This is a genomic window from Rufibacter sp. JT3400010 (assembly GCF_054956755.1).
Window position 1 is genome coordinate 105,473 of the sequence record NZ_JBUDXA010000010.1, and the last position, 25,463, is coordinate 130,935.

Here is a 25,463-nt window from a genome sequence, read left to right on the forward strand (position 1 = left end):
TCACTTCACAAACAATCTGGCGTCAAAAGGGAAGGGCTCAGAGGCCAGTAGTTGCACTTGGGAGAAGTCGCGGTGGCGGGGATTGAACAGGTAGTTGTGGTCGCCTTGTACTACGGCCGAGGGGACTTTCATGCCCACAAAACGGCTTTCCTGCACAAAGGCATCGCCTATAAGTTGGGTGGCATTGGGGTGGGGGAAAGAACGCCAGTCTTCCGGCAGTTGGTCGGGTGGTATGTGGGTGAGCAGGAGGTCATCGGGTACTTCCAGCGTAATGAGCCAGTAGTCGGCGGGCACAATGCCGAGGGGCGTGTGCACGGCAATCTCAGTGGTGCAGAGCGCGCGCGATTCGCAGGTGTAGAGCAGGGCGGTGCCTTTGCTGTTCCAGCGGCCGCCCGCCAATTCGGCTCCACGGCCCGAGAGGTCATTTTTGTATAGGCCTTTGCTCAGGCGGTACACCCTCATGCCAGCACGCCGTGTTCAATACGCGTGAGTTCGTCTTTGAGCAGGCTAATCCCGAAGGTGGTATCCAGCAGGCTTTTGGGAGTGATGCCGCCCAAGGCCACATTCTTCGCCTCAAGCCAGGCATTGAAGCTTTCATCATTGCCAAAGACCTCGGTGCCGCGCTTATAAAGCAAAGTCACTTCCAGAATCTTCTCAGAATGGATAGGGTCAAAGGTCTTCTTCTCTTTTTTATACCGCTGAATGGTGCGCTCAGATAAATGCAGAAACACAGACCACTCACTAAGGTTAAACGGACTCTGACTCGCAATCTTTACGAAGAGCGGGTACTTGATGCCCTGCCGAACCGTTTGCACCAGCAACAGAATGTCGCGGTCATCTACTGTCGTATTGGAAAGATGGGTTTCAAGGTTCAACGCAGCCATAGGAGTAGTCATGTAAGTCAAAGATAACAATTGTCTTTAAATAAACGACAGTTGTCCTGATTAAGTTTGCTGGAAGCAGATAACCATAAAGTGGCCAGAGAAAGAAGAAGCTGTTTAACGCCTGTTTTTAGAGAAACAACCCCAAAACAGTGAATACAGTATAGAAGGACATTTTTGCACCTTCTCCCAATTCTGCTTATCCTTGCCCCGCCACTTGCGCCTTCATTATGATTAGAAAGAAACCGCTCTATAAAAGTCTGTACCTACAAGTCATCACGGCCATCGTCATCGGCGTAGCCTTGGGCCACTTCATGCCAGATCTGGCCGTGCAACTGAAACCGCTCGGCGATGCCTTTATCAAGCTGGTTAAAATGATGATCGGGCCGGTGGTGTTCTGCACCATTGTGACGGGCATTGCCGGCATGCAGGACATGAAGCAGGTGGGTAGGGTAGGCGTGAAGGCGCTGCTTTATTTCGAAGTGCTCACCACGGTGGCTTTGCTCTTGGGCTTGTTGGTGGTAAACCTGTTGCAGCCCGGCGCAGGCATGCACGTAAACGCCGCCAGCCTGGACACCGATGCGCTTTCTTCCATGACCAGCGCCGGCGAGCACGCCGATAACTCCGGTGCCCTGGGCTTTTTCATGCACCTCATCCCCAACAACATCATAGACGCCCTCGCCAAAGGCGATCTGCTGCAGATTCTGTTTTTCTCTATCCTGTTCGGGTTCGGTTTGTCAAAAATAGGCGAGAAAGGAAGGCCGGTGTACACGGCTATTCAGTCCATTGCCAACGCGTTGTTCGCCGTGATCCATATCATCATGAAAGTAGCGCCGCTGGGTGCGCTGGGCGCGATGGCCTACACCATTGGGCGGTACGGGTTGGCTTCGCTGGGTTCGTTGGGGCAGTTGATGGGCGCTTTTTACCTGACCTGCGTGCTGTTTGTGGTACTGGTGTTGGGCACGGTCATGAGACTGATGGGTTTTAGTATCTTCAAGCTGCTGCGCTACCTCAAAGAAGAACTCCTGATTGTGCTGGGTACCTCTTCCTCAGAAGCGGCGCTGCCCAGCCTCATGGAAAAACTGGAACGGGTAGGCTGCGCCAAACCAGTGGTAGGATTAGTGGTACCCACCGGCTACTCCTTCAACCTGGACGGAACCTCCATTTACCTCACCATGGCCGCAGTGTTTGTGGCGCAGGCCACCGATACGCCACTGGATTTCGGGCACCAACTCACCTTGCTGCTGGTGCTGTTGCTCACCTCCAAAGGCGCTGCCGGAGTGACGGGCAGCGGATTTATCACGTTAGCGGCTACGTTGCCGGTAGTAGGCAACATTCCCGTAGCCGGACTAGCGCTGATTCTGGGCATAGACCGCTTCATGAGCGAGGCGCGCGCGCTCACCAACCTCATCGGCAATGCCGTGGCTACCCTTTTCGTGGCGAAGTGGGAAAAGGAGATAGACCTGGAGCAGGCCAAAAAGTTAATCGGGTAAAAGGCGTTTCGGGACCGTTTTTAGGAAAACGGCCCCGAAACGTTATACTTCCTCTGGGTGGTAGATGATCTTGTCGCGGTGCTTCATGCCCCAGTCGCGCAGTTCGTTGATGACCGGGGTGAGGCTGTGGCCGTACTCGGTGATGGAATATTCCACGGTAACCGGCGAGGTGTCATGCACGGTGCGTTTCACCAGTTTATTCACTTCCAGCTCTTTCAGTTCCTTGGAGAGCATTTTGGCCGTGATACCCTGCACATCGCGGTGCAGTTCTTTAAAGCGTCTTTTGTGTACGCAAAGGGCCACAATAATCGGGATTTTCCATTTTCCGCTTAAAATGTCCAATGCATCTCTAATGGGAAGAATGTGCGTGATGCACAAGTTGCGTTCTTGGGTGATAACTGCTTCCATATCTGTGTGATTTCACGGTGTATACTAGTATACAAACGTAAACCAGTATCTATTAGAAACCAAAGGTACGTAAATTTGTTTATACAACTAACGTACTAACATATATTTTTAAAAGCAGAAAAGATGGACATACTACAGGGCTTGAACTGGCGCTACGCCACCAAACGCATGACGGGAGAGAAGATCCCGCAAGAGAAATTAGACACTATCCTGGAAGCCATCCGGCTTTCGGCTTCCTCCATGGGTTTTCAGCCCTATAGTGTAGTAGTGGTGGAAGACCCCGAAGTCAGGAAACAGATTCAGGCCGTGGCCTTCAACCAGCCCCAGATTGTGGAGGCGTCGCATCTGCTCATTTTCGCCGCCTGGGATACATTGACCGAGGAGCAGGTGACTGCTTACATGAACCAGATTGCGTCTGAAAGAGGCGTGGGTATTGAAACGTTAACCGGTTTTGCAGCCAGCATCAACAACTTAATTAAAAGCAGAACCCCCGAGGAGAATTTCAACTGGGCGGCCAAGCAAGCGTACATCGCCTTAGGAACGGGACTGGCCGCCGCCGCTACCGAGCGGGTAGACGGCACGCCTATGGAAGGTTTCAACCCGGCTGCGCTGGATGAACTGCTTGGTTTGCGCGAAAAAGGGCTACGGAGTGTGGCCTTGCTGGCCCTGGGCTACCGCGATGAAACCAAAGACGTACTGGCCAAGGCTAAGAAAGTGCGCCGTCCGGCCCAGGATTTTTTCGTGCACGTGGCGTAACCAATTTATTTTATATAAAGAATAAAGCTTTAGGAAACTCGTGTTGCGCAGAAAAACACAAGCTGCCGCACGGGTTTCTGTTCCTTTTCAATTCTTACCCGTTTTTATAAACACCATGAAAAAACGCACCCTCGGGAAATCCGGATTAGAAGTAGCCCCGCTGGCTTTCGGCGGCAACGTGTTCGGCTGGACCATTGATGAGAAAACTTCCTTTCAATTATTAGACGCCTTCACCGATGCCGGTTTCAACCTCATTGACACCGCCGATGGCTACTCCGTTTGGGTACCTGGCAACACCGGCGGCGAGTCAGAAACCATCATCGGGAATTGGCTCAAGTCGCGCGGCAACCGCGAGAAAGTGGTCATCGCCACCAAAGTAGGCTGGGAAATAGGCCCTAACCAGAAAGGCCTGAAAAAAGACTACATCATGAGCCGCGTAGAAGAATCCTTGCGCCGCCTCCAAACCGATTACATCGACCTCTACCAGTCGCACGTAGATGATGAAAGCACCCCGTTTGAGGAAACGCTGGAAGCCTACCAACAACTGATTCAGCAAGGCAAAGTCCGCGCCATTGGGGCCTCCAACATCAAAGCTGATCGTTTGAAACAAGCTTTGGACGTGAGCAAGCATCACAACTTCCCCATCTACCAGAGCCTGCAACCCGAATACAACCTCTACAGCCGCCAGGACTTTGAAGCGGAACTGGAGCCGTTGTGCTTACAAGTAGGCATTGGCGTGATTTGTTATTACGCCCTAGCCAGCGGATTCCTGACAGGCAAGTACCGTTCTGAGGAAGATTTAAACAAAAGCCAGCGCGGCGGTGGCGTAAAACGCTTCCTGAACGAACGCGGCTACAGCATTCTTTCCGCCTTAGACCAAGTAGCCGCCACACACAACGCCAATCCCGCGCAGGTGTCTCTGGCCTGGCTCATGGCCCGCCCCAGCATCACCGCGCCCATCGCCAGCGCCACCAGCCTGGAGCAATTGCAGGATTTAACCAAAGCGGCGCAATTAGAATTAAGCCAGGAAGATATCTCTGCATTAGACCAAGCCAGTGCTTATTAGGCAAGAAGTTTCTAGATGCTTTATTCCCTGTTTCGGGCTGTTTTTCGTAAATCGACCCCGAAACAGGGAATCGCTTTTTATAAGATTGCAGTTGTTTTGCTTAATAGCAATCCCTCTCCCTCGCTCGCCTCTGGCGAGTGTGAGTTACCTGCGGCGTCCCGCCGCTAAATTAATATGCCGTACAGATTTTCCATGACTCGGCCGGAGGCCGAAAGTAGCTCACACTCGCCAGAGGCGAGCGAGGGAGAAGATATGTATTTCTGCTCTCTATAGTGGAATTCCTGATATCTGAGAGAATATATGGCGCACTTCACATCATTGGTGGAAATGATGAAGTTCCAGTGCCGTTTTGAGCACGTTTTTAGAAAAACAACCCCAAACGGAAAGACTAATCCAAAAAAATCTGCCGCGGGATAAACAAATCATCCAGATTGACCAGAGCGTGCAGAATAGGATGCAGTTCCTCGCGCTGCAGTTGGAACATATCCCTAATTCCCAGAAACTTTACTTCTTCCAGCAGTTGGGCGTGCGGCTCATGTTCAGGATCAGAGCCGAGGGCGAGGGTGCCTTGTACTAGTTTTACCTCGAAGAAAAGCTCAAGGGCATGCAGCGGCGGGCGGAGGAATTCATTCAGATACAGGAACCGGCCCACTTCCACCTCCAAGCCGGTTTCTTCCTGGAACTCGCGTTTGAGGCAGTCTTTTATTTTTTCGCCATAGTTTAATCCGCCGCCGGGGGGCATCCAGAAGTTACCATCGCCGAAGGCAGCTTTGTGGCGGGCCAGGAGTAATTTGTCTTCTAGTACCAAAAGTCCGCACACGCGGGTTCTGGTTTTATTTGAGTAAGGTTCCGCAAGCGGGTGAATGTTCTCCATAGTTGTGGGGACGCGCCTAAGGCAGTACTTTTGCCAGATGCTAAAAACGTACAATCCAGAATTTAAGGATACGGTGATAGAAAAACTTCAGCGGCAATTTTACATGCATTTGCTGGGTTTTAAAATAGAAACGGTAGAAATTGGGCTGATTGAAGGCCAATTAACCCTGGAAGAAAAGCACAAACAGAACAAAGGTTTCGCCCACGGCGGCGTAATCGCTACGCTGGCCGACATTGTGATGGGCTTTGCCGTGGTCACGCTGGTGCCCGCCGACCAACACGTGGTCACCGCCGATTTAAAGATTTCTTACCTGAACCCTGGCGTGGGCACCGCGCTTTTTGCCAAAGGCTGGGTCCTGAAACAAGGCCGGAAGTTGAACTTTTGTGAGGCAGAAATTTTTAGTATAGATGGGCAGGGTGAGAAAAAACTCATCGCCAAAGCCTCGGCTACCATGGCTATTTTAGCTCCCGAAGCCGCTAATCCTCAGAACTAAAGATGACCCCAGCCGAAGCGCTCCGCAAGAATTTCCCGTTTGAACCCACCCAAGACCAGGACCAGCTTTTCAGGAAACTGGACCAGTTTATCATGCGCCGCACGGGCCTTAAGGAGGTGTTCCTGCTCAAAGGGTACGCCGGTACCGGTAAAACCACGGTGGTGAGCGCGTTGGTGAAAATCCTGAACAGCTTCGGGTATAAATATGTACTGCTGGCCCCCACCGGACGGGCGGCCAAGGTTATGTCCACGTATTCGGCCAAGCCGGCGTCTACCATCCACAAGAAAATCTACAAACAGACCGCTAACCCGTATTCAGACGGTTTGGCTTTTTCGCGCCAGCCTAACAAGAGCGAGCAGGTAATTTACATTGTGGATGAGGCATCCATGATTTCAGACGACAAAGCGTTTGGCGACAGCGGGCTGTTGCAAGATTTATTGGGTTACGTGTTTGAGAAGCCCAGCAACAAACTGCTGCTCATTGGCGACACCGCCCAGTTGCCGCCCGTGAACCAGACCATCAGTCCGTCTCTGGATGCGGCTTATCTGCAAAGTAATTTCAGTTGCCACGTGCACGAGATGGAGATGCGGCAGGTGATGCGGCAAGCCGAAGAATCTGGCATTCTCATGAACGCCACCCGCTTGCGCAATGAGCTCTTGAAAGAAGAACCGGAACTAGCTTTCAGAACCCGTGGCTACCGCGATATCTTCTCCATGCGCGGCGATAAACTGGAAGACGGCCTGCGCTACGCTTATGATAAATTCGGGATTGACAACACCACCGTTATCTGCCGCTCCAACAAAACCGCCAACCTCTATAACCAGCACATCAGGCGGCAGATTTTCTTTTCCGAAGACGAGATTGGGGTAGGCGATTACCTCATGATTGTGCGCAACAACTACACCTGGCTGCCCAAAGACTCCAGTATCGGGTTTATGGCCAACGGTGACTTCGTAGAGATTACCAAGATTATTCGCTATGAAGAAATGTACGGCCTGCGCTTCGCGGATGTGCGCATCCGGTTTGTGGATTATCCCAACGAGGAAGAGTTGGACACCAAAATCATGCTGGATACCTTGTATTCAGAGGCACCGGCGTTGCCCTCAGACAAGAACAAGGAGTTGTACCAGCAGGTTTTGTTAGATTACCAGCACATCAACAACAAGCGGCAACGGGCGCAGGAAATGCGGCAAGACAAGTACCTGAATGCCTTGCAGGTAAAGTTTGCCTATGCGCTTACCTGTCATAAAGCCCAGGGTGGCCAATGGCAGGCCGTGTTCGTGGACCACGGTTTCCTGAAGGATGATTTGGTAAACCAGGAGTTCGCCCGCTGGTTGTATACGGCCGCCACCCGCGCGTCTGAGCAGTTGTTTCTAGTGAACTTCAACGAGAAACTGCTGGAGAACGCGCCCGAACGTGTGGAAGATTGAGTATCTTCGCTATTGCTGATTGGCTTACTTTATTGATTAGATATGAAAAAATTATTCTTTGGCGTTTTGTTCCTGCTGTTTGGGACTACTGCCGTCATGGCGCAAGACACCACCGCCACGCAGGCCGTGACGCCTATACCTGCTCCGGCTCCAACCCCAGTGGGTCCTTCCATTCAGTTTGAAGAGAAACGGTTCGATTTTGGCGAGATCAAAGCCGGCGATGTGGTGGAGCATACCTTCAAGTTCACGAACAACGGTACCCTGCCTTTAATAATCGCCAACGTAAAAACCACCTGCGGCTGCACCGCCACCGACTTCCCGAAAGCACCCGTGATTCCCGGTGAAACCGCTTCTATTACGGCCAAATTCAACAGCTCCGGTAAACGCGGGCAGCAGAACAAAGTCATTACGGTAGAGTCAAACGCCATCCAAGGCAATACGCAGTTCATTATTTCCACTTTAGTAACTGCGGTCAATTAGCGTTTAAAGCACGTTTTACTAAAAATAACGTTAAAACGCCTCTCTTGCTAAGCAGGAGAGGCGTTTTCAGTTGGTGACATGGTAGATATTTTACCGAAGGTGCTTCGCCAAAGCCCACACCAGATTCAGCCAGCCACCAATCAGGAACAAGCCGCCAATAGGCGTGATAGCGCCCATCCATTTGATGCCGGTGAGGCAAAGAATGTACAGAGAACCGGAGAAAATCAGAATACCTATCAGAAAGCAAAGCCCGGAGAAGCGCATGCCGGTTGCGGCTGGGAACTGCGTCATCAGAATGCCTACCAGCAACAAGCCCAAGGCATGGTACATCTGGTATTTTACGGCGGTCTCAAAAGTCTCAGTACGGCCAGTTTCAGTTAACAGCTTGGAAAGGCCGTGCGCCCCGAAGGCCCCAATCATGACGCCCAGTCCACTCAGGAGGGCACCAAGAATCAATATCGTTTTAATGGTCATTTTCTGAAAATCAAGTTAAAATTAAGGAGCTATGGCGTAGTTTCTATTGCCAAAGATAGCACTGCCCACCCGTATCATGGTGCTGCCTTCGGCAATGGCCAGTTGGTAATCTGAACTCATGCCCATGGAGATTTCCTTGAAATGGGGAGCCTCTTTGAAAAATGCGGCTCTCAGCTCCTCGAAGTAACCGCGCAAACGCGCGAATTCCCGCTGTAGGTGCTGTTCGTCTTCAGTAAAAGTAGCCACGCCCATCACCCCACAAATACGCACGTTCTGCAACGAAACAAACTCTGCGGAACTCAATATCTGCTTCGCTTCTTCTAAGTCCAGTCCGAATTTGGTGTCTTCTTCGGCAATATAGAACTGTAGCAGGCAATCTATGACGCGGCTGTGTTTCTGGGCTTGTTTGTTGATTTCCTGCAACAATCGCAAACTGTCCACCGACTGAATGAGGTGCACAAACGGCGCAATGTACTTCACCTTGTTCGTCTGCAGGTGCCCAATCATGTGCCACTGAATATCTGCCGGAAGCTGCGGTTGTTTGTCTTTCATTTCCTGCGCCTTGTTCTCCCCAAAGGCCCGCTGCCCACCATCATACGCTTCCTGAATCAGTTCTACGGGGTGGGTTTTGGAAACGGCAATCAACTGGCAGTTGGTACCCTGCAGTCTTCTCTGGAAATCCTGTATGTTTTCTTGAATGGTCATGATAAAGAAAGAAAAATAGGGCAAGCGGTATTACATGAAGCTAACAACTACCGTCAGTCTTCTAACGCATTGGTGAAAAAGGTGTTCTTGAGCAGGAGCCACAGTAACAGCAGCACAATAGCCCAGCGCAAATATATCTGGTAGTAGTCTTTGGTATCGCGGTAGCGGGTTTCTTTTATCTCGGTTTTCTCCAGGGTGTTGATGCGCTGAAAAATCTGGGAAAGCGCATTGGCGTCTTGCGCCCGGAAGAACTGCCCCTCAGACAAAGAGGCCAGCTGCCGAAGCGTTTTCTCCTCCAGCCCGGTTTGGATAGACACCATCTGGCCGGTAGAATCAGCTTCCATGAGCACCGTGCCTTCCTTCCCAATGCCCACCGTGTACAGCTTTAGCTGAAAGGCGTGGGCTAACTGGGCGGCCAGTTCTGGGTCAAGACTTCCGGCAGTGTTTTCTCCGTCACTAATCAGAATACAGACTTTTGACTTGGCTTTGGAATCGCGCAGGCGGTTAATTGCCACGGCCAACGCGCTGCCAATGGCGGTACCGTCTTCAGAAACCATGCCCAGTTGAATGCCTTTGATGCTTTCCCGTATCAGTTCATAGTCGGTGGTGAGGGGAGCCAGAGAAAAGGCGCGGCCCGCGAAAACCACCAACCCGATTCTGTCCTGCACCCGGCCGTTCACAAACTGCAAGGCCACTTTTTTGGCGGCTTCCAGCCGATTAGGGAGGAAATCGGTCAATTCCATGGAGCCAGACACGTCCATGACCAGTACAATATCAATTCCTTCAGCGGAGAGCTCCACCGTTTCATCGGTCTTTTGCGGACGGGCCAGTGCTACCAACACCAGCATCAGAAACAACCCAAAAAACACATCTGGAATATAGCGCAGAATACTGGTCCAGTGCCAGGTAAAACTTCCCTCAAACAGGGCCACGTCCATTTTCTTCCGGAACCGCACGTGCAAAAGCCAGCGCAAAAGGAACAGCAGCGGAACGGCCAGAAGCGCGTACAGGTAGCCCGGGTTGGTCCATTCAAACGATTGCCAGGTACGCCAGGAAAACCAGCTCAAGTTGAGCCACGAAAAATCAGCGGGAGTTTGCCACATTGCGGAGGGAGTCTCGGATTAAAACATAGCGGCTGGCGGCAAAATCGGCTAATTGGCCCAATGATTCGGTTTCTTCGCTTTCCTTGTCTGAAATAATATTGCCGTAGATGGCGCGGTCGCAGACTTTCAGGGCATTGCTCACCCGCTCGTCCTCTTCGTAGTAGGTCACAATCTCTTTGGTGGTGAAGGAGTTAATGGCGGTGTCTTCCAGCTTGGTTAAGTAGTTCTTCCAGAGAATGATAGCCCGTTCCAGTTGATCTAAGGTTTTACCTCTAAGAAAGCGCTCTCTGGACGTCTGAAACCTGGATTGGAATTGCGTCTGGTCTTTCTGGAGCACATACAGTTTGTAGCGTAAATTGATTCCTTTCCCGAAAATACCCCAAATACCGCCAATGAGAATAGCAGCGGCCACGGCTCCCAAAAGCCAGTACACATAGTTGAATTCCTCCGGAACAGGCTGTAATAACGTAGTAGACTGCAGCGGCAGCGGCTCCGTGACTTCCGCTACGTTCTGGATCAGAAACACCGTGTCGCGGGCGGTGGTCAGTTGCAGCGTATCGCCGTTGTGGAACAGTTGCGCGGTTAACTGCAGGGTTTGTACGGGTTTTAGGTTAAAGGTGCGCAGCGTGTAAATGGTGCTGTCTGTGCTGATGCCTTGCACCGTACGGGTAGGGTAGAAGTCTTTTCTGACCACTTCAAAAGGGGAGAACACTACGGATGTGTCCGGAAAAACCACCTCGGCCTGAGGTGCATGCCGGGAAAGCAGCACGAATTTCACAGCCTGACCTAGTTCCACAGAATCGCGCAGGAAAAAACCCTCTACCGCAATGGCAGGAAACTGGGCTTGGGCGAAAAATGGCAGCAGACAAAAGAAAAGCCAGCCTGTTTTTTTTAGGAGTGAAAGCAAATTCAAAGTTTCAGTTCAGCCTACCAGATTCAAGGTCTTACTTTGGCAGGCATGATGGTTTGTCAAAGACCGAAGCCGGAAAACGGTTTCGGGTTCAGTTTGGTAAAAATAGCCTTTAAACCGACAGTAAGCTTAGGAGCTGCGTTTCATAATCTTGTTTCGGGCCTTAAACAAATGCACCAATTGGGGCACGTAATCCTGCTCCACAAAAATGGGCAGGAAATCGGCTTGGTACTGGCGACAGAGCTTGGCCAGCCGTTCCTGATTCTGGGCGTACGGGAGCAGGTACTGTTCCCTGAACTCCTTGGAAGACGTATTCACCCAGATGGTTTTGCCGGTTTCTTTGTCCTGCAGCGGAATAATGCCCAGTTTAGGAAAATCAATCTCGCGTTTGTCCATGAGTTGCAGCACAATGAGGTCGTGCTTTTTGGCCAGCATAATGAGTTCGCGCTCGTAATGGAGGTCAATGAAATCAGAAATCAGGATGATGATGCTTTTGCGCTTGACCACGTTCAGGCACAGTTTGATACCGGCACCAATGTTGGTCTTCAGAGATTGGGGCTGCAGTTCCGCCAGCGTTTTGATGAGGCTGTAAGCGTGTTCGTTGCCTTTGCCGGGTTTGAGGTAACGCTCTTTGCCGTCAGAGAAGCAGATCATGCCCAGTTGGCTGCCTTGTTTTATGGCAGATAACGCCAGAATGCCGCCAATCTCTTTGCCAATGTCCATCTTCTGCTCCCCCGGGGTGCCCAGCGCATGGGAACCGCTCACGTCCAGCAGCAGGAACACGTTCTGCTCTTTTTCTTCGCGGTAGGTCTTCACAAATGTACCATGGCCCTTGGCAGATACGTTCCAGTCTATGGAGCGCACATCATCGCCGTACTGGTACGCCCGCACGTCATCGAACTCCAGGCCAGAGCTTTTGAAGACAGATTTGAAGTCGCCCTGCATTTGGGCGTCAATTGCCTTTCTAATCTGTATCTCGTACTTTCGTAGCTTCCTGACCAAGTCTTTCATACCTGCTGAGATTTGCGCCCCGTTTCCATTACCCAAACTTACAACAACCGCGTGAAAAAACGTTTGTGTCTCCTTTTCCTTCCGCTGGTGCTGCTGGCCTGTACCCCTGAGCCCGAGAAACCGCAAGATTTGATTTCTGAGGAGAAGATGACCCAGATCATGATAGACGTTCACCTCACCGAGGCCGCCATTGGCCGCACCATTCAAAACTATGACACCTCCCGGGTGGCGTACCGCGATGCCCACAAACTTATCTTAAAACGCCACGCCGTCTCAGATAGTGCCTTCAAACACAGCTACGACTTTTATCTATCAACCCCCGCTACACTAGACAAGATCTATGAAGATGTCTTGGATAGCCTGAGCTTGCGCGAAGCGAAACTGACTTCTAAAGTAGCTGCGCAGGATTCTGTCAAAATTGTCCCAGACACCACCAAGGCAGTTCTAAGCAAATTCAGGAAAATGCCCATGGAAGATTCTTTGAAATTTATTCAAAGTAAAGTGAAAAGGATGATCAGATAAGACGCTTGCCGTTAGGTACTTGCGCCTGCGGCTGAGAGAGCACAATATTTCCTTCTTCGTCTTCAAAACCCGTTACCAGCACCTCAGAAAGCCAAGGACCAATCTGCTTTACAGGAAAATTGGTGACGCAGATGACTTGTTGCCCCACTACTTCTTCTACCGTATAGCGCCGCGTAATTTGGGCGCTTGATTTCTTGATTCCCAGTTCTCCCAAGTCTACCCACAGTTTATAGGCTGGTTTACGTGCCTCGGGGAAAGCTTCTGCCCGCACAATGGTGCCCACGCGTAGTTCTACGGCCGTAAATTGCTCCCAGGTAATTTTGTTTTCCATGTTTTTTTGCGGTTCAAGATAAGGACTCTGTTTAAAAGGGACAAATACGGAAGATGCTCCGTAGAAACCTCTCCGGCAAGCCCGCGTATCCAAAGAGGCTGTTCTACAGAAGAATGGCTTCCATTCAGTAACTCACAAACTATGAAAAACAATACAGGTACTACTTTATCGGTTTGGCAACCGGGCGTAGAGATGCCCTTTACCCAAACGCTTGCCAACAATATTGCCGCCGATGTGTGTGTGGTAGGAGCGGGAATTTCTGGTCTCACCACGGCCTATTTGCTTTGCAAAGAAGGCAAGAAGGTAGTGGTCCTGGATGCGGGGGAAATCTGCGGCGGCGAAACCAGTCGTACTACGGCGCACCTTTCCTGGGCCCTGGACGACCGTTTCTCTACCTTGATTAAAGTGTTCGGCAAAGCGCAGGCGCTGCTGGCCTATGAAAGCCACCGCGACGCAATCCGTAAAATTGAACAGATAGTCAAAGATGAGAATATCCAGTGTGATTTTGAATATGTGCCGGGCTATCTTTTTCTGGGCGCTACAGATATAGAAAGCCAACTGGACGAAGAGCTCAATGCCTGCAGGGAGTTAGGCATCAAAGACGTTGTAAAACTAAAGCACTGTCCTTTGCTCAGCGTGAGTGAAGGTCCTTGTCTGGAGTTCGCGCACCAAGCGCAGTTCCACCCCGTGAAATATCTGGCCGCTCTCAGCCGCTACATTCTGGAACACGGCGGAGAGATTTACACCAACAGCCACGTCAAGGAATTCGATACCGGCACCGTGCACCGCGCCATCACAGATGCCGGTTTTGCCGTATCTGCCAACCATCTGGTGGTCTGCACCAACTCACCGGTCAATGACATGGTGACCATGCACACCAAACAAGCCCCCTACCGCACCTACGTAATTGGCGCGCGCGTACCCACCGGCAGCGTACCTAACGCCCTGTATTGGGACGATTCTGATCCGTACCATTATGTGCGCCTGGGCACCGTTGCCGGCGAAGAGAACATGACCTCTGAGATTTTGATAGTGGGTGGTGAAGACCATAAAACCGGACAGAGCAACGGCGACGAAAGCGAACGGTTTGACTGCTTGGAAGAGTGGACCCGCAAAAAATTCCCGATGGTGCAGGACGTGGTGTTCCGCTGGTCTGGCCAGGTCATGGAACCGGTTGACTACATGGGTTTCATCGGCCGGAATCCGGGTGACAGCAAGAACGTCTACATCGCCACCGGCGACTCCGGCCACGGCATGACCCACGGTACCATTGCCGGTATTCTCATTACCGATTTAATCTGTGAGCGCGTTAACCCCTGGGAACTGCTGTATGACCCCGGTCGTGTGACGTTCTCCACCGACACCGCCAAAGAATTCCTGAAAGAAAACCTCAACGTAGCCGGTCAGTACCTGGACTGGGTGAAACCGGGGCACAAAGAGGAAGAAGTTATTGCTCCGGGCACCGGCATGGTGGTTCAGAAAGGGGCTGGCAAAGTAGCGGTCTACTGTGATGCCCAGGGCACCCGCCATGAATGCTCGGCGGTGTGTACGCACTTAGGCTGCATTGTGCACTGGAACAACCTGGAAAACTCTTGGGACTGTCCTTGCCATGGCTCTCGCTTTGACCCCTTCGGAAAAGTAGTAGCGGGCCCGGCTTCCAGAGATTTGGAGAAGTTGTAGTGGTGGGTTTTCAGTTTTTAGATGGTTTTCTGAAAAGAGAGCTAAAATGAAATACGGGAAGAGCTTGGCAGGTCTGATTCTGCCAAGCTCTTCCCGTATAATGGCTTTATGAAAGCTAACTAAAAGCTATGCCAAATTACCATGAAAAGTCTTCATTCGAATGCGCACCATTGTTGGTGATCTCACCAACAATCCTTTATCGGCTCCCTTCTCAAAACTAGCATCAAACCAGACTGAGAAAATGTTATTGGTGATAACACCAACAACGGCGAAAATGGCTTCTTGAAAACTAACAACTACTTATAAGCTTCTAGCTGCTTCAGCCGAACTTCAACCGAGGCAATCCATTCTGCTTGCTGGTCTTTGTCTAATCCATGGCGGCTTTCTGCGTCATAGAGGTCTTGCTCTTTGTGCCAGTTGTTGAAGGCTTCGTTGGCATACTTGTTCAGGTCGGCGGCGCCGCGGTTGCAGGCATTGGGGAGTTCGGCCAGGCGCTTGCGCAGCAGGCGGGCGTGCAGCTCCGTCAAGTCAAAATGAAGTTGTTCATGGGCCAGTAGCAGCACGGAGGTTTTGTTCCGGGTCCAGGATTCCTTCGGGTTGAACACGGCCTCTACTTTAAACTTCAACTGGTTGTTCTCGCACTTCACTTTCATCTCCATGTTGGTGGAGGTGAGGGCGTGGTGTTTGTTGGTAGGCGCGGGGTCACCGGCAAAATCGTCCCAGGTGAGGCGCTTCTGCACCGTCCAGGGGATGTTATTCAGGGCAACCGTTGTAGGCTTGGTTTCTGGAAAAGGGGCGAAAAACAGCGCACTTATCCAGAGGGGTAAGAATAGAAATGACATAGCTGCTGCGGTAACACGCTCCTAGGCAAAAGGAGTTTCTTCTCTCACAACTAAGTTATAAAAAAATTATTGCGGACTCAATTTCTTAAACCTGAAAAACAACAACAAAGCCGCAATGGTTAAGCCGGTAAACAGCCCCAGCCAAACGCCCACTGCCCCCAAGCCCAGCCAGAAACCCAAGGCAAACCCTATGGGCAGAGCCACCAGCCAGTAAGAGAACAAGGAAATCATGCTGGGCACTTTCACGTCTTCCAGTCCGCGCAGCGCGCCCAAACCCACTACCTGCACCCCGTCAGACAACTGGAAAACGGCCGCAATAATGAGCAACTTGGACGCTAATGCGTGCACGGCCACGTCTTTTACATAGAAGTGGGGGATAAGGTCTTTGCAAAGAATGATGACAGTGGCACTGGCCGCCATGAACAGAGCGCCCAACACAAGGCTGCTGTGCCCGGCAACATGCGCTCCGTGTAAATCGCCGGAGCCCCGCAGTTTACCTACCCGTATGGTAGCGGCCGCCGATATTCCGCTGGCCATCATGTACGTCACGGAAGCTACGTTGAGGGCAATTTGGTGCGATGCCAGGTCGCGTGCGCCTACCCAGCCAATCATTACCGCCGAGAAGCTGAACGCCCCCATCTCAAAGATCATCTGCAAGGAAATAGGCAAGCCAATCTTGAACATGCGGGCCATGTGCGTCCAGGAGATATGTTGCAGTTTCAGGTACTGGCGATAGCGGGCAAACCGACGGGAATAAAGAATGAACGCCGCCATGATGATGGCCATTAGTACCCGCGAAATGAGCGTGGCCCAGGCCGCCCCGTTCAAGCCCAAGGCAGGTAAGCCGAGCTTTCCGTAGATAAGCACGTAGTTCAGCCCCACGTTTACCACGTTGGCGAAGATGGAGATGTACATAGACTGCTTGGTGAGCGAAAGGCCTTCGGCAAATTGCTTGAACGCCTGAAATACCATAAGCGGCACCATGGACAGAAACAGGATATTCACGTACGGAATGGCCAGCCGCACCACTTCCTCGGGTTGATTCAGGAACGCAATAAGCGGCGAAAGGCCCCAGAAAGCCAGAAACAGCAGTACGCCCATGACCGTGTTCAGGATGAGGCCGTTCAGCAGCACCAAGGCAATGCGGGTGTAGTTTTTCCGGCCGTCGGCGCGCGCCACTAATGGTGTAATACTGAAAGAAATACCCAGTCCGAACACCAGCGTAATGGTAAAGATGCTGTTTCCCAGCGAGGCCGCTGCCAACTGCGTGGTGCCTATTCTGCCCGCCATCACGCTGTCTGCCACGCTCACCAGAATATGGCCCAACTGACTCAATACTACGGGGTAGGCCAGCCAGAAAGTGTTTTTATAATGTTCGCGGTAAAGGGCAGAGAAGATCACGGGCAGATTTTTTTAAAGCCTGCAAAGGTACGGCTTTTTTCTCTTTCTGGTGAAGTGAACCTAAAACCTTTCCAACAGGGTACCCGGCCTGAAATCTGCCAGCTCGTTTCACGCTTGCTTTTGTCAAAACCGCTAAGAAACAAAGGCCTTGAGCCGAAGCAGCACACTTTCCAGGATTTCGTCTGGCAAAGCAAACGACATTCTGACCGCGCCGGGCATGCCCATGTTGGTAGCACACAGCACTTCCAGCCCTACCTGATCTTTAAGTGCCGCGGCCCATTCCTCCACCAACTGGAAAGGAGAAACCGAATTCTGAGGACGCAAGCAGCCGTCTACCTGTAGGGTGAAATAATAACCAGCATCCGGAACGGTGAATTTCAGGTTGGGCATCTGTTCCAGTTCTTTAATTACCCGTTGCCGTTTGGGTTCCAGGTCTGCCTTGAATTGTTTCCAAATGGCGTGTCGTTGCCGCGTGGCTGCCGCCGCTCCGGCTTGCAGAAACGGGGACACGCCGGAGATGAGTTTCCGCTGTAGGTCAGTGGCTTTCAGTAGCAGGGGAAAAGGTGCAATCAGGTACCCAATCCGCCAGCCAGACATGGCAAAGGACTTGGAGAAACCATTGACCACGGCTACTCTATCGCGCAGATGTTCAAAGCGTAAAAAGCTGGTGACGGGACCTCCATAGCTCAGCCCATCGTAGATTTCATCAGAGAGCAGGTGCAGGTTGGGAAATTCTTCCAGCAGTTGGGCTACCTTTTGCAGTTCTTCCAGGGAGTACACTTTTCCGGTGGGATTTCCCGGATTGATGAGAATAAGCAGTCTGGTGTCTGGGGTGATTTTCTGCCGAAGGCTCTCCACATCCAAGGCGTATTCCTGTGCGGGGTTGGCCGGAACGGTGACCAGTTTTCCGCCACTTTGCCGAATTAACTCAGGAAACGCAAACCAGTAAGGAGCCAGGGCCACCACTTCATCGTCGGGGTGCAGCAGGCTTTGGAGGTACAGGTGAATGGCGTGTTTAGCCCCGTGGGTGATCAGAATCTGCTCGGCGGGAATTGGTACGCCCTCGTCTTCAAGGTACCGTTGCGCCAACGCGTACCTAAGTTCGGGAAGACCCTCATTGGGTCCGTAGAAGGTGTTGTGCTGCGTGACCGCTTCCTGCATGGCTTCTACAGCCACGGCAGGAGTGTGGAAATGACTCACGCCTAAATGCAACGGTATGATGTCCATAGTTTGGAGTGTTACTGTTTCAATGTAAGGGCTTTCCTGATGGTTGCACTGATGCGTGTTATCTGCTATCGTAGGACAGGTCGCGACCTGTCCGTACTTTTTCTGGGAGATAGAATAGGTCAACCACCAGGAATTGCCCCTACATTTATTTTGATTCTATTGGCCGCAGCAGCACATCGGCGAAGCCGTGGCTGGAATCTGTGAATACGTCTTGCACGGTGAAACCACAGGATTGAGCCATTTCCTCCACTTGTTTCAGAGAGAATTTGTAGGAGTTCTCCGTATGGATGGCTTCCCAAGCCTCAAAGTGGAAGGTCTGATTGAGGGTACCAATGTGTACCTCCTGGGCTTTTCGGCTGATCAGGAAACTGCGCATGGTGCCTTCCAGCGGGTCATATTCGGCAAAATGCTGGAACTCGTCTAGGTCGAAGTCGGCGTGGAGTTCTTTGTTGATGCGGTGCAGCAGGTTCAGGTTAAAGGCCGAGGTGACCCCGGCGGCATCATCATAGGCGCGCCGTATCTTTTCAGGGTCTTTTTTCAAATCTAAGCCCAAAAGCAAAGAATCCTCGGGGTTCAGGCTTTGCCGAAGGGTACAGAGAAAGTTCTTCGCCTCCGGCACATCAAAGTTCCCGATGTTGGAGCCCAGGAACAGTACCACTTTGCGCTGCCGTTCATTCTGGTTGAGCCATTCCAAGCCCTGGAAGTATTCGGCGGCTAAGGCTTTTACCGGTAAAGAGGGCCAGCGGTGGTGCATATCTTCCAGCAGCAGGCTGAGTTGGTCTTCGGAAATATCCAGCGGAACGTAGGAGAAATTCGCCTTGGACGCTACCAGTTCAGAGAGCAGCAGTTTGGTTTTGTACGCGTCTCCGGCCCCTAAATCTACCAGTTGGAAAGGCTTCTGGGTGTCTATGGCGAAGAGGATTTCCTTCCGTTGCTTTGACAGAATCTGGTGCTCCAGTTTGGTTAGGTAATACTCGGGCAGTTCCATAATCTGCTGGAACAACTGGCTGCCTTTCGCATCATAAAAGAATCTGGATGAGAGCTTTTTGGGGCTTTGGCTCAAGCCTTGCAAGACATCCTGCGCCAGTCCGGTGTCGTCAGACAGACGGGTAGGCAGCAAGTCAATGAGGCTGTTGTTGGTAGAAGTAGAGTTCATAGGGTGTGCTATCATTTATCTTTTGGCCAACCGAATGCCGGTGAACTGCCAGCGTTTGTCTGCGTGGAAAAAGTTGCGGTACGTGGGTCTGATGTGGCTTTGCGGCGTGGCGCAGGAGCCGCCTCTGAGCACCATCTGGTTCACCATGAACTTCCCGTTGTATTCCCCAATGGCGCCGGGGGCCGTTTCAAACCCAGGATACGGAAAATAGCCGCTATACGTCCACTCCCAGGTAGTACCCAAAAGTTGCGCCACTGGTTGTGTCTCCTCTGCCTGCGTGGCCGCCACCGGCTGGTACAAGCCGCTTTCCATGAAATTACCTTGGGTGACAGAAGGTGCGTGCCGCTGCGCCAGGGCCTCCCACTCAAATTCGGTGAGGAGCCGGTGACCCGACCAGGTGGCGTAAGCCAAAGCCTCATAGAAACTGATGTGGGTGACGGGAGCTTCCGGGTCTATTTTCTCTAATCCATGCATAGTGAAGTGCCACCATTCATTCTCCTGTTTCAGCCAGTACAGCGGGGCCTGCCACTGTTGTTGCTGACTGAGTTGCCAACCTTCGTCCAGCCAATATCTGAAATCGGCGTAGCCGCCTGCTTCTATAAAGTTGAGGTATTCTGCATTGGTCACCAACAACCGGCGGGCCTGGAATTCTGGTACGTACACCGGGTGGGCCTGCAATTCATTGTCAAAACAGAAGCCTTCGCCCTGAAAGCCGATGGTGTATAGGCCCGCCGGTACGGTGCACCACTCGTTTTCGGGCTGATTTCTCAATAAGGCACCTGAAACAGCGTTGGGTTTGGAAAAATATACAGGGAGTAAGGGGTTGCAGCTCAGAATGTATTTGATATCGGTGACCAATAATTCCTGGTGCTGCTGTTCATGTTGCAAGCCTAGTTCTAGCACGGCGGCAAGCGAAGCATCCTGTAGCAACTGTTCATCTGAGAGCAACCGCTGCATTCCTTTGTCTACGTGGCGGCGGTAAGTGTAAATGTCTTCCAGCGGTGGACGGGATAACGTGCCGCGGTCTGACCGAGCAATGCGGCTGCCCATGCTGTTGTAGTATGAGTTGAACAGAAAAGCATACTGCGGATGAAAAGCCTCATAACCAGCTAAATGCGGAGCCAGGATAAAGGTCTCAAAGAACCAGGTGGTGTGCCCCAGGTGCCATTTGGGCGGACTCACATCTGCCATGGGTTGCATTACGGAATCTTCGGGGGTAAGCGGAGCGCATATTTTTTCGGTCTGGGCCCGTATGTGTTGGTAGCGGCGAGACAAATTCTGAGGATTGGGAGAAGTAGAGCGTGACATGTGGTTTCTACGTATTTACCCCTTCTAAACTGCTTTTACCCCGAAAGGTTGTACCTTCACTTGCTCTATCCGCCTTCTATGCCCTTCGTCTTAACACCTTTCAGCAGGGAACTTGCCTTTAAATTTGACGCCCGCACGTCGCGCGGTGCTATGAAGACCCACCAGGCCCATTATCTGCGGCTGCACCATACGAATAACCCACAGGTGCAGGGCTGGGGAGAATGCTCGCCGCTGCCGGGCCTCAGCACAGATTACTCCCCAGATTTTCACCTGCTGCTGGAAAGCATCTGCCTCCATTATAATACACTGCGCATTGAAGACCCTAACGGAGAAGAAGGAGCAAACTTCTGGAATTCTCTGGTACAATGGCCGTCTATCTGCTTTGCCTCTGAAACCGCCTGGATTGATTACCTGCGCGGCGCCAACCGTATTCTCTACAAAAATGCGTTCTCGCGGTCAGAAGAAGGCATCAGAATCAATGGCCTTATCTGGATGGGTGACCCGGCATTCATGCGGGAGCAGATTGAAAAGAAGATGGAGCAGGGTTTCAAGTGCCTTAAGCTGAAGATTGGCGGCCTTCACTTTGCCCAGGAACTGAAGATTCTACGGGAAATACGAAGTGTGGCTAGCCCCGAGGAACTGGAGCTTCGGTTAGACGCCAACGGCGCTTTTTCTGCTTTTGATGCCGAAGAGAAACTCCGGCAACTGGCCCAATACCACATCCATTCCATTGAACAGCCCATCAAACCGGGCCAGGCCGATGCCATGCAAACCTTGTGCGAAGTTTCGCCTATTCCTATTGCGCTGGACGAAGAACTGATCGGCCTCAACGGCGAAGAGACCAAGTGGAACCTGCTGAACAAAATACGGCCGCAGTACATCATCATCAAACCAACCCTGGTGGGAGGACTCATCAGCAGCCGCGAATGGATCCAGATGGCCTCCACCTTAGGCATTGACTGGTGGCTCACCTCGGCGCTGGAATCCAACATCGGCCTGAACGCCATCGCCCAGTTTGCCGCCGACCGCGGAAACCCCTTGCCCCAAGGACTAGGAACCGGCCAATTGTACCACAACAACTTCGCCTCGCCACTGGAGATCAGGGGAGAAGAACTGTGGTATAACCCAGATAAAACCTGGGAATTACCGGGGTGAGTGAGTGAGTGAGTGAGTGAGTGAGTGAGTGAGTTGCGTTCAGGGCTAGTTTTTAAAAATCTAACTTAAAAGTAAACTGGCGCGAGACTCCAGTCTCGTGACTAGGGATGAAGCGAGTCTCCAGACTCGCCGGGGAACACGAGCAGGATTTTGTAACAGCTTTACTATTACTTCTTTTTTAATTACTTCTCTTTTGTCATCCTGAAAGGATCTTGTGGGCGAACGGTAATAGCTCTTTTTCAACGCTTTTCTAGTTCGCCCACAAGATCTTTCCAAGATGACAAAGAGGAAAGGTTTAATAGGGAAGAATGAGTGAATTTACTTAACGGAAGGTGGTATCTTGCTTACAGTGTTGTCTTTCTTTTTTGCCTACTTTCTGAAAACCAGCCCCTAAACAGAAGCTTCTTCCATTAGCTTCTTGACCAACGCGGGAACGCCTACCGTTGCTTTTTCCTGAATAAGGGTGATGTTTCTTCTGGAAGGTACGGCCGGAGTATTGGGGTCAATGAGGTAAATGGGCGTGTCATGCGGGGCGTAGGAGAGTAGACCCGCTGCCGGGTACACTTGCAGGGAAGTCCCAATGATGAGCAGGTAATCGGCGGTCATGGTTTCCTCGGCGGCCTGTTCTATGAGGGGAACCGCCTCGCCAAACCAAACAATGTTGGGCCTGAGTTGTGACCCTTTCTCGCAGAGATCGCCTACATTAAGCTCCCAGCCTTGCATAGGGTAAACCAGGTTCTCGTCTTTGGTACTGCGGCTTTCAAACAGTTTCCCGTGCAGGTGCAGAATATGGGAGGAACCGGCTCTTTCGTGCAGATCATCCACGTTCTGGGTGATGATGCGCACTTTAAATTTCTGCTCCAGATCTACCAGTGCTTTGTGGGCTGCGTTGGGTTCAACCCCTAGGGCGCTTTTTCTGCGCTGATTATAGAACTCCAGCACCAATGCAGGGTCCCGTTGCCAACCTTCCGGCGAAGCTACTGCCATCACATCATGTCCTTCCCACAGGCCGTTCGCATCCCTAAAAGTCGCTAACCCACTCTCGGCACTGATTCCGGCACCGGTCAAGACCACAATTTTCTGTTTCATGGGTTTTAGTATTGATTGAGTGATTGAATGATGGAGAGAATGAAGTCTAATACGTAGACATTGCCTTAAATGATAAACTCCGTTTTAAGGCTGCTTTGATGAAACAGCTTCAAAACGGAGTTTATCTTACTTGAATCTACGCTAATGCTGTAGCCAACTTTTAGCTGGCCTTTTTCTTAGCCGTGCTTGCTTTGGTAGTGGTTTTCTTGGCCGCTGCTGCTTTGTTAGTTCCGTTTGCTTTTTTAGCGGCGGGCTTTTTGGCGGCCGTTTTCTTGGCCGCGGGAGTATCAGCGGCAGGTGCGGCTTTCTTCTTAAAGCCACCGCGTGCTGGTTTATCTGGGGTGGCTTCCGCTAATTCCAAGCATTGTTCCAGCGTTAATTCCGCCGGTTCCTGGCCCTTCGGGATCTTCACGTTTTTCTTGCCCACGCAGATGTAAGGCCCGAAACGTCCGTTCAAGACCGTCACCTCCGGATTCTCAGGGAAGGTTTTGATCATTTTCTCCGCGTCTGCCTTGCGCTTGGCCTCAATCAAAGCAATGGCTTCGGTCTCGGTTACCAGCAAGGGATCCAGATCTTTGGGAAGGGAATAGAACTTGCTGTTGTGCTGAATGTAAGGGCCAAACCGCCCGATGGCCGCTTTCATGTCCTTTCCTTCGTACTCGCCTACCACGCGGGGCAACTTGAACAATTCCAAGGCCTGCTCTAACGTGATGGACTCTATGAAAGTACCTTTCCGAAGGCTGGCATATACCGGTTTGGCATCCGTTCCTTCCACTTCTTCGCCCAACTGCACGTAGGGGCCGAAGCGTCCTAATTTGGCAAGCACTTTCATGCCAGAAACGGGGTCAACCCCCAACTCGCGGGCACCGCTCACGGTGGATCGTTCTACGCTGGCGCTGGTTTCAATGGTTTGATGGAAACTTGAGTAGAAGTTGTCCAACATTTTATCCCACTGCTTTTTACCGGCGGCAATCTCGTCAAATTCTTCTTCTACCTTGGCGGTAAAAGAATAGTCAATCACGCTTTCAAAATGGGCTACCAGGAAGTCAGTCACCACCATGGCGATGTCCGTCGGAAATAGCTTTGCTTTTTCGGCTCCGGCCATCTCCGTTTTCTTCTGAGTGGAGATTTGGCCATTCTCCAAAGTGAGCACGTTGTAGGCTCTTTCTTTACCTTCTCTATTGTCTTTTTCTACGTAGCCGCGTTTCTGGATGGTAGAAATGGTTGGCGCATACGTAGACGGACGACCAATGCCCATTTCTTCCAGCTTCTTCACCAAACTAGCCTCGGTATAGCGGGGAGCAGGACGGCTGAAACGCTCGGTGGCTTGCAGACGCTGTAGGTCTAGAGATTGTCCTTCGGACAATGGTGGCAACATGCCTTTCACATCGTCATCGGCTACGTCATCATCATCGGTTGATTCCGTGTACACTTTTAGGAAACCCTCGAAACGAATTACTTCGCCAGTGGCGACTAGTTTCTCGGGCTGACCGCTGATGGTAATGGTAGCGGTAGTTTTCTCAATTTCGGCATCTGCCATCTGTGAGGCAATGGCCCGCTTCCGAATCAAATCATACAACCGTTGCTCATTACGGTCAGAACTCACCTGAAGCGCCGCAAAGTCGGTTGGCCTGATGGATTCGTGGGCCTCCTGTGCTGATTTTGACTTGGTCTTGTATTGACGCGTTTTTACGTAATTGTCGCCAAAAGAACGGGCAATCTCCGCAGCAGCGGCGGCCATGGCATCTTGTGAAAGATTCACCGAGTCGGTACGCATGTAGGAAATCTTTCCGGCTTCGTACAAGCGCTGGGCTACGGTCATGGTTTGCGCCACAGAGAAAGACAGCTTACGGCTGGCTTCCTGCTGCAGGGTAGAAGTGGTAAATGGCGGCGCTGGGCTGCGTTTGGTGGGCTTTTTCTCCAGGCTTTCAATAGAGTAAGCGGCACCAATGCAGCGCTGCAGAAAGTCTTCGGCTTCTGCCTGGGTTTTGAAACGAGTGTTCAGTTCGGCTTCCAGGCGTTTGCCACCGGCATCAAACTGAGCTACTACTTTATAAGACGAGACCGCTTTGTGACGTTCAATCTCGCGCTCGCGTTCTACCACCACACGTACGGCCACCGACTGCACGCGTCCGGCAGAAAGACCAGTTTTGATTTTTTTCCAGAGCACCGGACTCAGTTCAAAACCCACCAGACGGTCCAGCACGCGGCGGGCTTGTTGGGCGTTTACCAGGTTGGTGTCAATGGAGCGCGGGTTCTCAATAGCGTTCAGAATAGCACTTTTCGTGATTTCCCGGAACACAATGCGGCGTGTCTTGGCTTCGCTCAGGTTCAACGCTTCAGATAAATGCCAGGAAATGGCTTCACCCTCCCGGTCCTCATCAGATGCAAGCCACACCACTTCGGCCTCCTTGGCAAGTTTCTTCAGTTGCGAGATCACCTCCCGCTTATCGGCTGAGACCACGTAGGTGGGCTTGAAACCGTTCTTGATGTCAATGGCATTGTTGTCTTTGGGGAGGTCGCGCACGTGCCCAAAGCTGGATTTCACAATGAAATCCTTCCCCAGGTACCCTTCAATGGTCTTGGCCTTGGCCGGCGACTCCACAATTACTAAGTTTTTTATCATATGGGAAGAGAGCAGGGCAGGGCCCTAAATTTTTTCAAAGAT

General features: G+C 51.6%; 26 protein-coding genes. 9 read left to right on the plus strand and 17 right to left on the minus strand.

Translation table 11 applies throughout. From position 1 onward, the window contains the following. Together ACY0JR_RS11685 and parS are read right to left on the minus strand one after the other, a co-directional pair. Window positions 1-462: an RES family NAD+ phosphorylase gene (locus ACY0JR_RS11685; RefSeq protein ID WP_462634269.1), complete on the minus strand. Its 462-nt coding sequence runs from the start codon at window positions 460-462 to the stop codon at window positions 1-3. After that, a complete protein-coding gene (gene parS, locus ACY0JR_RS11690; RefSeq protein ID WP_462634270.1) occupies window positions 459-896 on the minus strand; it encodes a type II RES/Xre toxin-antitoxin system antitoxin in 438 nt (145 codons plus the stop codon). The genes ACY0JR_RS11685 and parS overlap by 4 nt, the downstream gene beginning before the upstream one ends. Window positions 897-1,111: 215 nt before the next feature. Here parS and ACY0JR_RS11695 point away from each other — a divergent pair, with 215 nt between their 5' ends. Continuing rightward, window positions 1,112-2,374 (plus strand): dicarboxylate/amino acid:cation symporter, encoded by a 1,263-nt coding sequence (locus ACY0JR_RS11695; RefSeq protein WP_462634271.1) that lies wholly within the window; start codon window positions 1,112-1,114, stop codon window positions 2,372-2,374. 42 nt (window positions 2,375-2,416) lie between these two features. Here the strand turns inward: ACY0JR_RS11695 and ACY0JR_RS11700 are convergent, their stop codons facing one another. Continuing rightward, window positions 2,417-2,782, minus strand: coding sequence for a winged helix-turn-helix transcriptional regulator (locus tag ACY0JR_RS11700; protein ID WP_462634272.1), 366 nt, complete (start codon window positions 2,780-2,782; stop codon window positions 2,417-2,419). 123 nt (window positions 2,783-2,905) lie between these two features. On the opposite strand from ACY0JR_RS11700, the gene ACY0JR_RS11705 reads away from it, so the two are divergent. Beyond that, entirely contained in the window at window positions 2,906-3,538 is a 633-nt protein-coding gene (locus ACY0JR_RS11705; RefSeq protein ID WP_462634273.1) for an NAD(P)H-dependent oxidoreductase, read from the plus strand. Window positions 3,539-3,653: 115 nt separating this feature from the next. Then, window positions 3,654-4,604: an aldo/keto reductase gene (locus ACY0JR_RS11710; protein WP_462634274.1), complete on the plus strand. Its 951-nt coding sequence runs from the start codon at window positions 3,654-3,656 to the stop codon at window positions 4,602-4,604. Window positions 4,605-4,992: 388 nt separating this feature from the next. On the opposite strand, the gene ACY0JR_RS11715 is transcribed toward ACY0JR_RS11710, so the two are convergent. After that, window positions 4,993-5,478, minus strand: coding sequence for an NUDIX domain-containing protein (locus ACY0JR_RS11715; protein ID WP_462634275.1), 486 nt, complete (start codon window positions 5,476-5,478; stop codon window positions 4,993-4,995). Between the two features lie 37 nt (window positions 5,479-5,515). Here ACY0JR_RS11715 and ACY0JR_RS11720 point away from each other — a divergent pair, with 37 nt between their 5' ends. From ACY0JR_RS11720 to ACY0JR_RS11730, 3 genes are read left to right on the plus strand one after another with little or no spacing between them, the layout of a single operon-like run. Beyond that, window positions 5,516-5,971 (plus strand): PaaI family thioesterase, encoded by a 456-nt coding sequence (locus tag ACY0JR_RS11720; protein ID WP_462634276.1) that lies wholly within the window; start codon window positions 5,516-5,518, stop codon window positions 5,969-5,971. 2 nt (window positions 5,972-5,973) lie between these two features. Next, window positions 5,974-7,401: an ATP-dependent DNA helicase gene (locus ACY0JR_RS11725; protein ID WP_462634277.1), complete on the plus strand. Its 1,428-nt coding sequence runs from the start codon at window positions 5,974-5,976 to the stop codon at window positions 7,399-7,401. 42 nt (window positions 7,402-7,443) lie between these two features. Further along, the gene (locus tag ACY0JR_RS11730) at window positions 7,444-7,881 is read left to right on the plus strand and encodes a DUF1573 domain-containing protein (RefSeq protein WP_462634278.1); all 438 of its coding nucleotides are present in this window, start codon (window positions 7,444-7,446) and stop codon (window positions 7,879-7,881) included. A gap of 90 nt (window positions 7,882-7,971) precedes the next feature. Here the strand turns inward: ACY0JR_RS11730 and ACY0JR_RS11735 are convergent, their stop codons facing one another. From ACY0JR_RS11735 to ACY0JR_RS11755, 5 genes are all read right to left on the minus strand, one after another. Further along, window positions 7,972-8,349 carry a DUF423 domain-containing protein gene (locus ACY0JR_RS11735; protein ID WP_462634324.1) on the minus strand — a complete coding sequence of 126 codons (378 nt, stop codon included), beginning with the start codon at window positions 8,347-8,349 and terminating at the stop codon, window positions 7,972-7,974. A gap of 27 nt (window positions 8,350-8,376) precedes the next feature. Beyond that, window positions 8,377-9,060, minus strand: a complete 684-nt coding sequence (locus ACY0JR_RS11740) for a YggS family pyridoxal phosphate-dependent enzyme (RefSeq protein WP_462634279.1) — start codon at window positions 9,058-9,060, stop codon at window positions 8,377-8,379. 53 nt (window positions 9,061-9,113) lie between these two features. Then, window positions 9,114-10,163, minus strand: coding sequence for a VWA domain-containing protein (locus ACY0JR_RS11745; RefSeq protein ID WP_462634280.1), 1,050 nt, complete (start codon window positions 10,161-10,163; stop codon window positions 9,114-9,116). Beyond that, on the minus strand, window positions 10,144-11,070 hold the full coding sequence (locus tag ACY0JR_RS11750; protein WP_462634281.1) for a hypothetical protein: 927 nt from the start codon (window positions 11,068-11,070) through the stop codon (window positions 10,144-10,146). Before ACY0JR_RS11750 ends, ACY0JR_RS11745 begins: the two co-directional genes overlap by 20 nt. Before the next feature lie 132 nt (window positions 11,071-11,202). Beyond that, window positions 11,203-12,084, minus strand: a complete 882-nt coding sequence (locus tag ACY0JR_RS11755; RefSeq protein ID WP_462634282.1) for a DUF58 domain-containing protein — start codon at window positions 12,082-12,084, stop codon at window positions 11,203-11,205. 51 nt (window positions 12,085-12,135) lie between these two features. Between ACY0JR_RS11755 and ACY0JR_RS11760 the strand changes: the two genes are divergently transcribed. Beyond that, a complete protein-coding gene (locus tag ACY0JR_RS11760; RefSeq protein ID WP_462634283.1) occupies window positions 12,136-12,606 on the plus strand; it encodes a DUF4296 domain-containing protein in 471 nt (156 codons plus the stop codon). Here the strand turns inward: ACY0JR_RS11760 and ACY0JR_RS11765 are convergent. Then, window positions 12,599-12,937, minus strand: a complete 339-nt coding sequence (locus tag ACY0JR_RS11765; RefSeq protein ID WP_462634284.1) for a tRNA-binding protein — start codon at window positions 12,935-12,937, stop codon at window positions 12,599-12,601. The two genes, ACY0JR_RS11760 and ACY0JR_RS11765, sit on opposite strands and share 8 nt — an antisense overlap. A 141-nt stretch (window positions 12,938-13,078) precedes the next feature. Between ACY0JR_RS11765 and ACY0JR_RS11770 the strand changes: the two genes are divergently transcribed. Then, window positions 13,079-14,617: an FAD-dependent oxidoreductase gene (locus ACY0JR_RS11770; protein WP_462634285.1), complete on the plus strand. Its 1,539-nt coding sequence runs from the start codon at window positions 13,079-13,081 to the stop codon at window positions 14,615-14,617. 296 nt (window positions 14,618-14,913) lie between these two features. Here ACY0JR_RS11770 and ACY0JR_RS11775 read toward each other — a convergent pair whose 3' ends face one another. From ACY0JR_RS11775 to egtB, 5 genes are all read right to left on the minus strand, one after another. Then, the gene (locus ACY0JR_RS11775) at window positions 14,914-15,459 is read right to left on the minus strand and encodes a DUF922 domain-containing protein (protein ID WP_462634286.1); all 546 of its coding nucleotides are present in this window, start codon (window positions 15,457-15,459) and stop codon (window positions 14,914-14,916) included. 66 nt (window positions 15,460-15,525) lie between these two features. After that, the gene (locus tag ACY0JR_RS11780; protein WP_462634287.1) at window positions 15,526-16,860 is read right to left on the minus strand and encodes an MATE family efflux transporter; all 1,335 of its coding nucleotides are present in this window, start codon (window positions 16,858-16,860) and stop codon (window positions 15,526-15,528) included. 132 nt (window positions 16,861-16,992) lie between these two features. Next, the gene (locus ACY0JR_RS11785; RefSeq protein ID WP_462634288.1) at window positions 16,993-18,087 is read right to left on the minus strand and encodes a pyridoxal phosphate-dependent aminotransferase; all 1,095 of its coding nucleotides are present in this window, start codon (window positions 18,085-18,087) and stop codon (window positions 16,993-16,995) included. Window positions 18,088-18,232: 145 nt separating this feature from the next. Then, window positions 18,233-19,243 carry an L-histidine N(alpha)-methyltransferase gene (egtD, locus tag ACY0JR_RS11790; protein ID WP_462634289.1) on the minus strand — a complete coding sequence of 337 codons (1,011 nt, stop codon included), beginning with the start codon at window positions 19,241-19,243 and terminating at the stop codon, window positions 18,233-18,235. Between the two features lie 15 nt (window positions 19,244-19,258). Next, entirely contained in the window at window positions 19,259-20,551 is a 1,293-nt protein-coding gene (gene egtB / locus ACY0JR_RS11795) for an ergothioneine biosynthesis protein EgtB (protein WP_462634290.1), read from the minus strand. Window positions 20,552-20,629: 78 nt separating this feature from the next. On the opposite strand from egtB, the gene menC reads away from it, so the two are divergent. Then, window positions 20,630-21,706, plus strand: a complete 1,077-nt coding sequence (menC, locus tag ACY0JR_RS11800; RefSeq protein WP_462634291.1) for an o-succinylbenzoate synthase — start codon at window positions 20,630-20,632, stop codon at window positions 21,704-21,706. A 390-nt stretch (window positions 21,707-22,096) separates the two neighbouring features. Here the strand turns inward: menC and ACY0JR_RS11805 are convergent, their stop codons facing one another. Beyond that, window positions 22,097-22,795: an SIR2 family NAD-dependent protein deacylase gene (locus ACY0JR_RS11805; RefSeq protein ID WP_462634292.1), complete on the minus strand. Its 699-nt coding sequence runs from the start codon at window positions 22,793-22,795 to the stop codon at window positions 22,097-22,099. A gap of 160 nt (window positions 22,796-22,955) precedes the next feature. Further along, window positions 22,956-25,421 carry a type I DNA topoisomerase gene (gene topA, locus ACY0JR_RS11810; RefSeq protein WP_462634293.1) on the minus strand — a complete coding sequence of 822 codons (2,466 nt, stop codon included), beginning with the start codon at window positions 25,419-25,421 and terminating at the stop codon, window positions 22,956-22,958. Window positions 25,422-25,463 lie beyond the last annotated feature (42 nt).

Bases quoted from the DNA above. Each gene is read 5' to 3' on its own strand.
- topA (WP_462634293.1), bottom strand. From the start codon at position 25,421: ATGATAAAAAACTTAGTAATTGTGGAGTCGCCGGCCAAGGCCAAGACC.
- ACY0JR_RS11785 (WP_462634288.1), bottom strand. From the start codon at position 18,087: ATGGACATCATACCGTTGCATTTAGGCGTGAGTCATTTCCACACTCCT.
- egtB (WP_462634290.1), bottom strand. From the start codon at position 20,551: ATGTCACGCTCTACTTCTCCCAATCCTCAGAATTTGTCTCGCCGCTAC.
- ACY0JR_RS11705 (WP_462634273.1), top strand. From the start codon at position 2,906: ATGGACATACTACAGGGCTTGAACTGGCGCTACGCCACCAAACGCATG.
- menC (WP_462634291.1), top strand. From the start codon at position 20,630: ATGCCCTTCGTCTTAACACCTTTCAGCAGGGAACTTGCCTTTAAATTT.
- ACY0JR_RS11740 (WP_462634279.1), bottom strand. From the start codon at position 9,060: ATGACCATTCAAGAAAACATACAGGATTTCCAGAGAAGACTGCAGGGT.
- ACY0JR_RS11730 (WP_462634278.1), top strand. From the start codon at position 7,444: ATGAAAAAATTATTCTTTGGCGTTTTGTTCCTGCTGTTTGGGACTACT.
- ACY0JR_RS11755 (WP_462634282.1), bottom strand. From the start codon at position 12,084: ATGAAAGACTTGGTCAGGAAGCTACGAAAGTACGAGATACAGATTAGA.
- ACY0JR_RS11805 (WP_462634292.1), bottom strand. From the start codon at position 22,795: ATGAAACAGAAAATTGTGGTCTTGACCGGTGCCGGAATCAGTGCCGAG.
- ACY0JR_RS11775 (WP_462634286.1), bottom strand. From the start codon at position 15,459: ATGTCATTTCTATTCTTACCCCTCTGGATAAGTGCGCTGTTTTTCGCC.
- ACY0JR_RS11695 (WP_462634271.1), top strand. From the start codon at position 1,112: ATGATTAGAAAGAAACCGCTCTATAAAAGTCTGTACCTACAAGTCATC.
- parS (WP_462634270.1), bottom strand. From the start codon at position 896: ATGACTACTCCTATGGCTGCGTTGAACCTTGAAACCCATCTTTCCAAT.
- ACY0JR_RS11725 (WP_462634277.1), top strand. From the start codon at position 5,974: ATGACCCCAGCCGAAGCGCTCCGCAAGAATTTCCCGTTTGAACCCACC.
- ACY0JR_RS11770 (WP_462634285.1), top strand. From the start codon at position 13,079: ATGAAAAACAATACAGGTACTACTTTATCGGTTTGGCAACCGGGCGTA.
- ACY0JR_RS11700 (WP_462634272.1), bottom strand. From the start codon at position 2,782: ATGGAAGCAGTTATCACCCAAGAACGCAACTTGTGCATCACGCACATT.
- ACY0JR_RS11745 (WP_462634280.1), bottom strand. From the start codon at position 10,163: ATGTGGCAAACTCCCGCTGATTTTTCGTGGCTCAACTTGAGCTGGTTT.
- ACY0JR_RS11720 (WP_462634276.1), top strand. From the start codon at position 5,516: ATGCTAAAAACGTACAATCCAGAATTTAAGGATACGGTGATAGAAAAA.
- ACY0JR_RS11710 (WP_462634274.1), top strand. From the start codon at position 3,654: ATGAAAAAACGCACCCTCGGGAAATCCGGATTAGAAGTAGCCCCGCTG.
- ACY0JR_RS11715 (WP_462634275.1), bottom strand. From the start codon at position 5,478: ATGGAGAACATTCACCCGCTTGCGGAACCTTACTCAAATAAAACCAGA.
- ACY0JR_RS11765 (WP_462634284.1), bottom strand. From the start codon at position 12,937: ATGGAAAACAAAATTACCTGGGAGCAATTTACGGCCGTAGAACTACGC.
- egtD (WP_462634289.1), bottom strand. From the start codon at position 19,243: ATGAACTCTACTTCTACCAACAACAGCCTCATTGACTTGCTGCCTACC.
- ACY0JR_RS11685 (WP_462634269.1), bottom strand. From the start codon at position 462: ATGAGGGTGTACCGCCTGAGCAAAGGCCTATACAAAAATGACCTCTCG.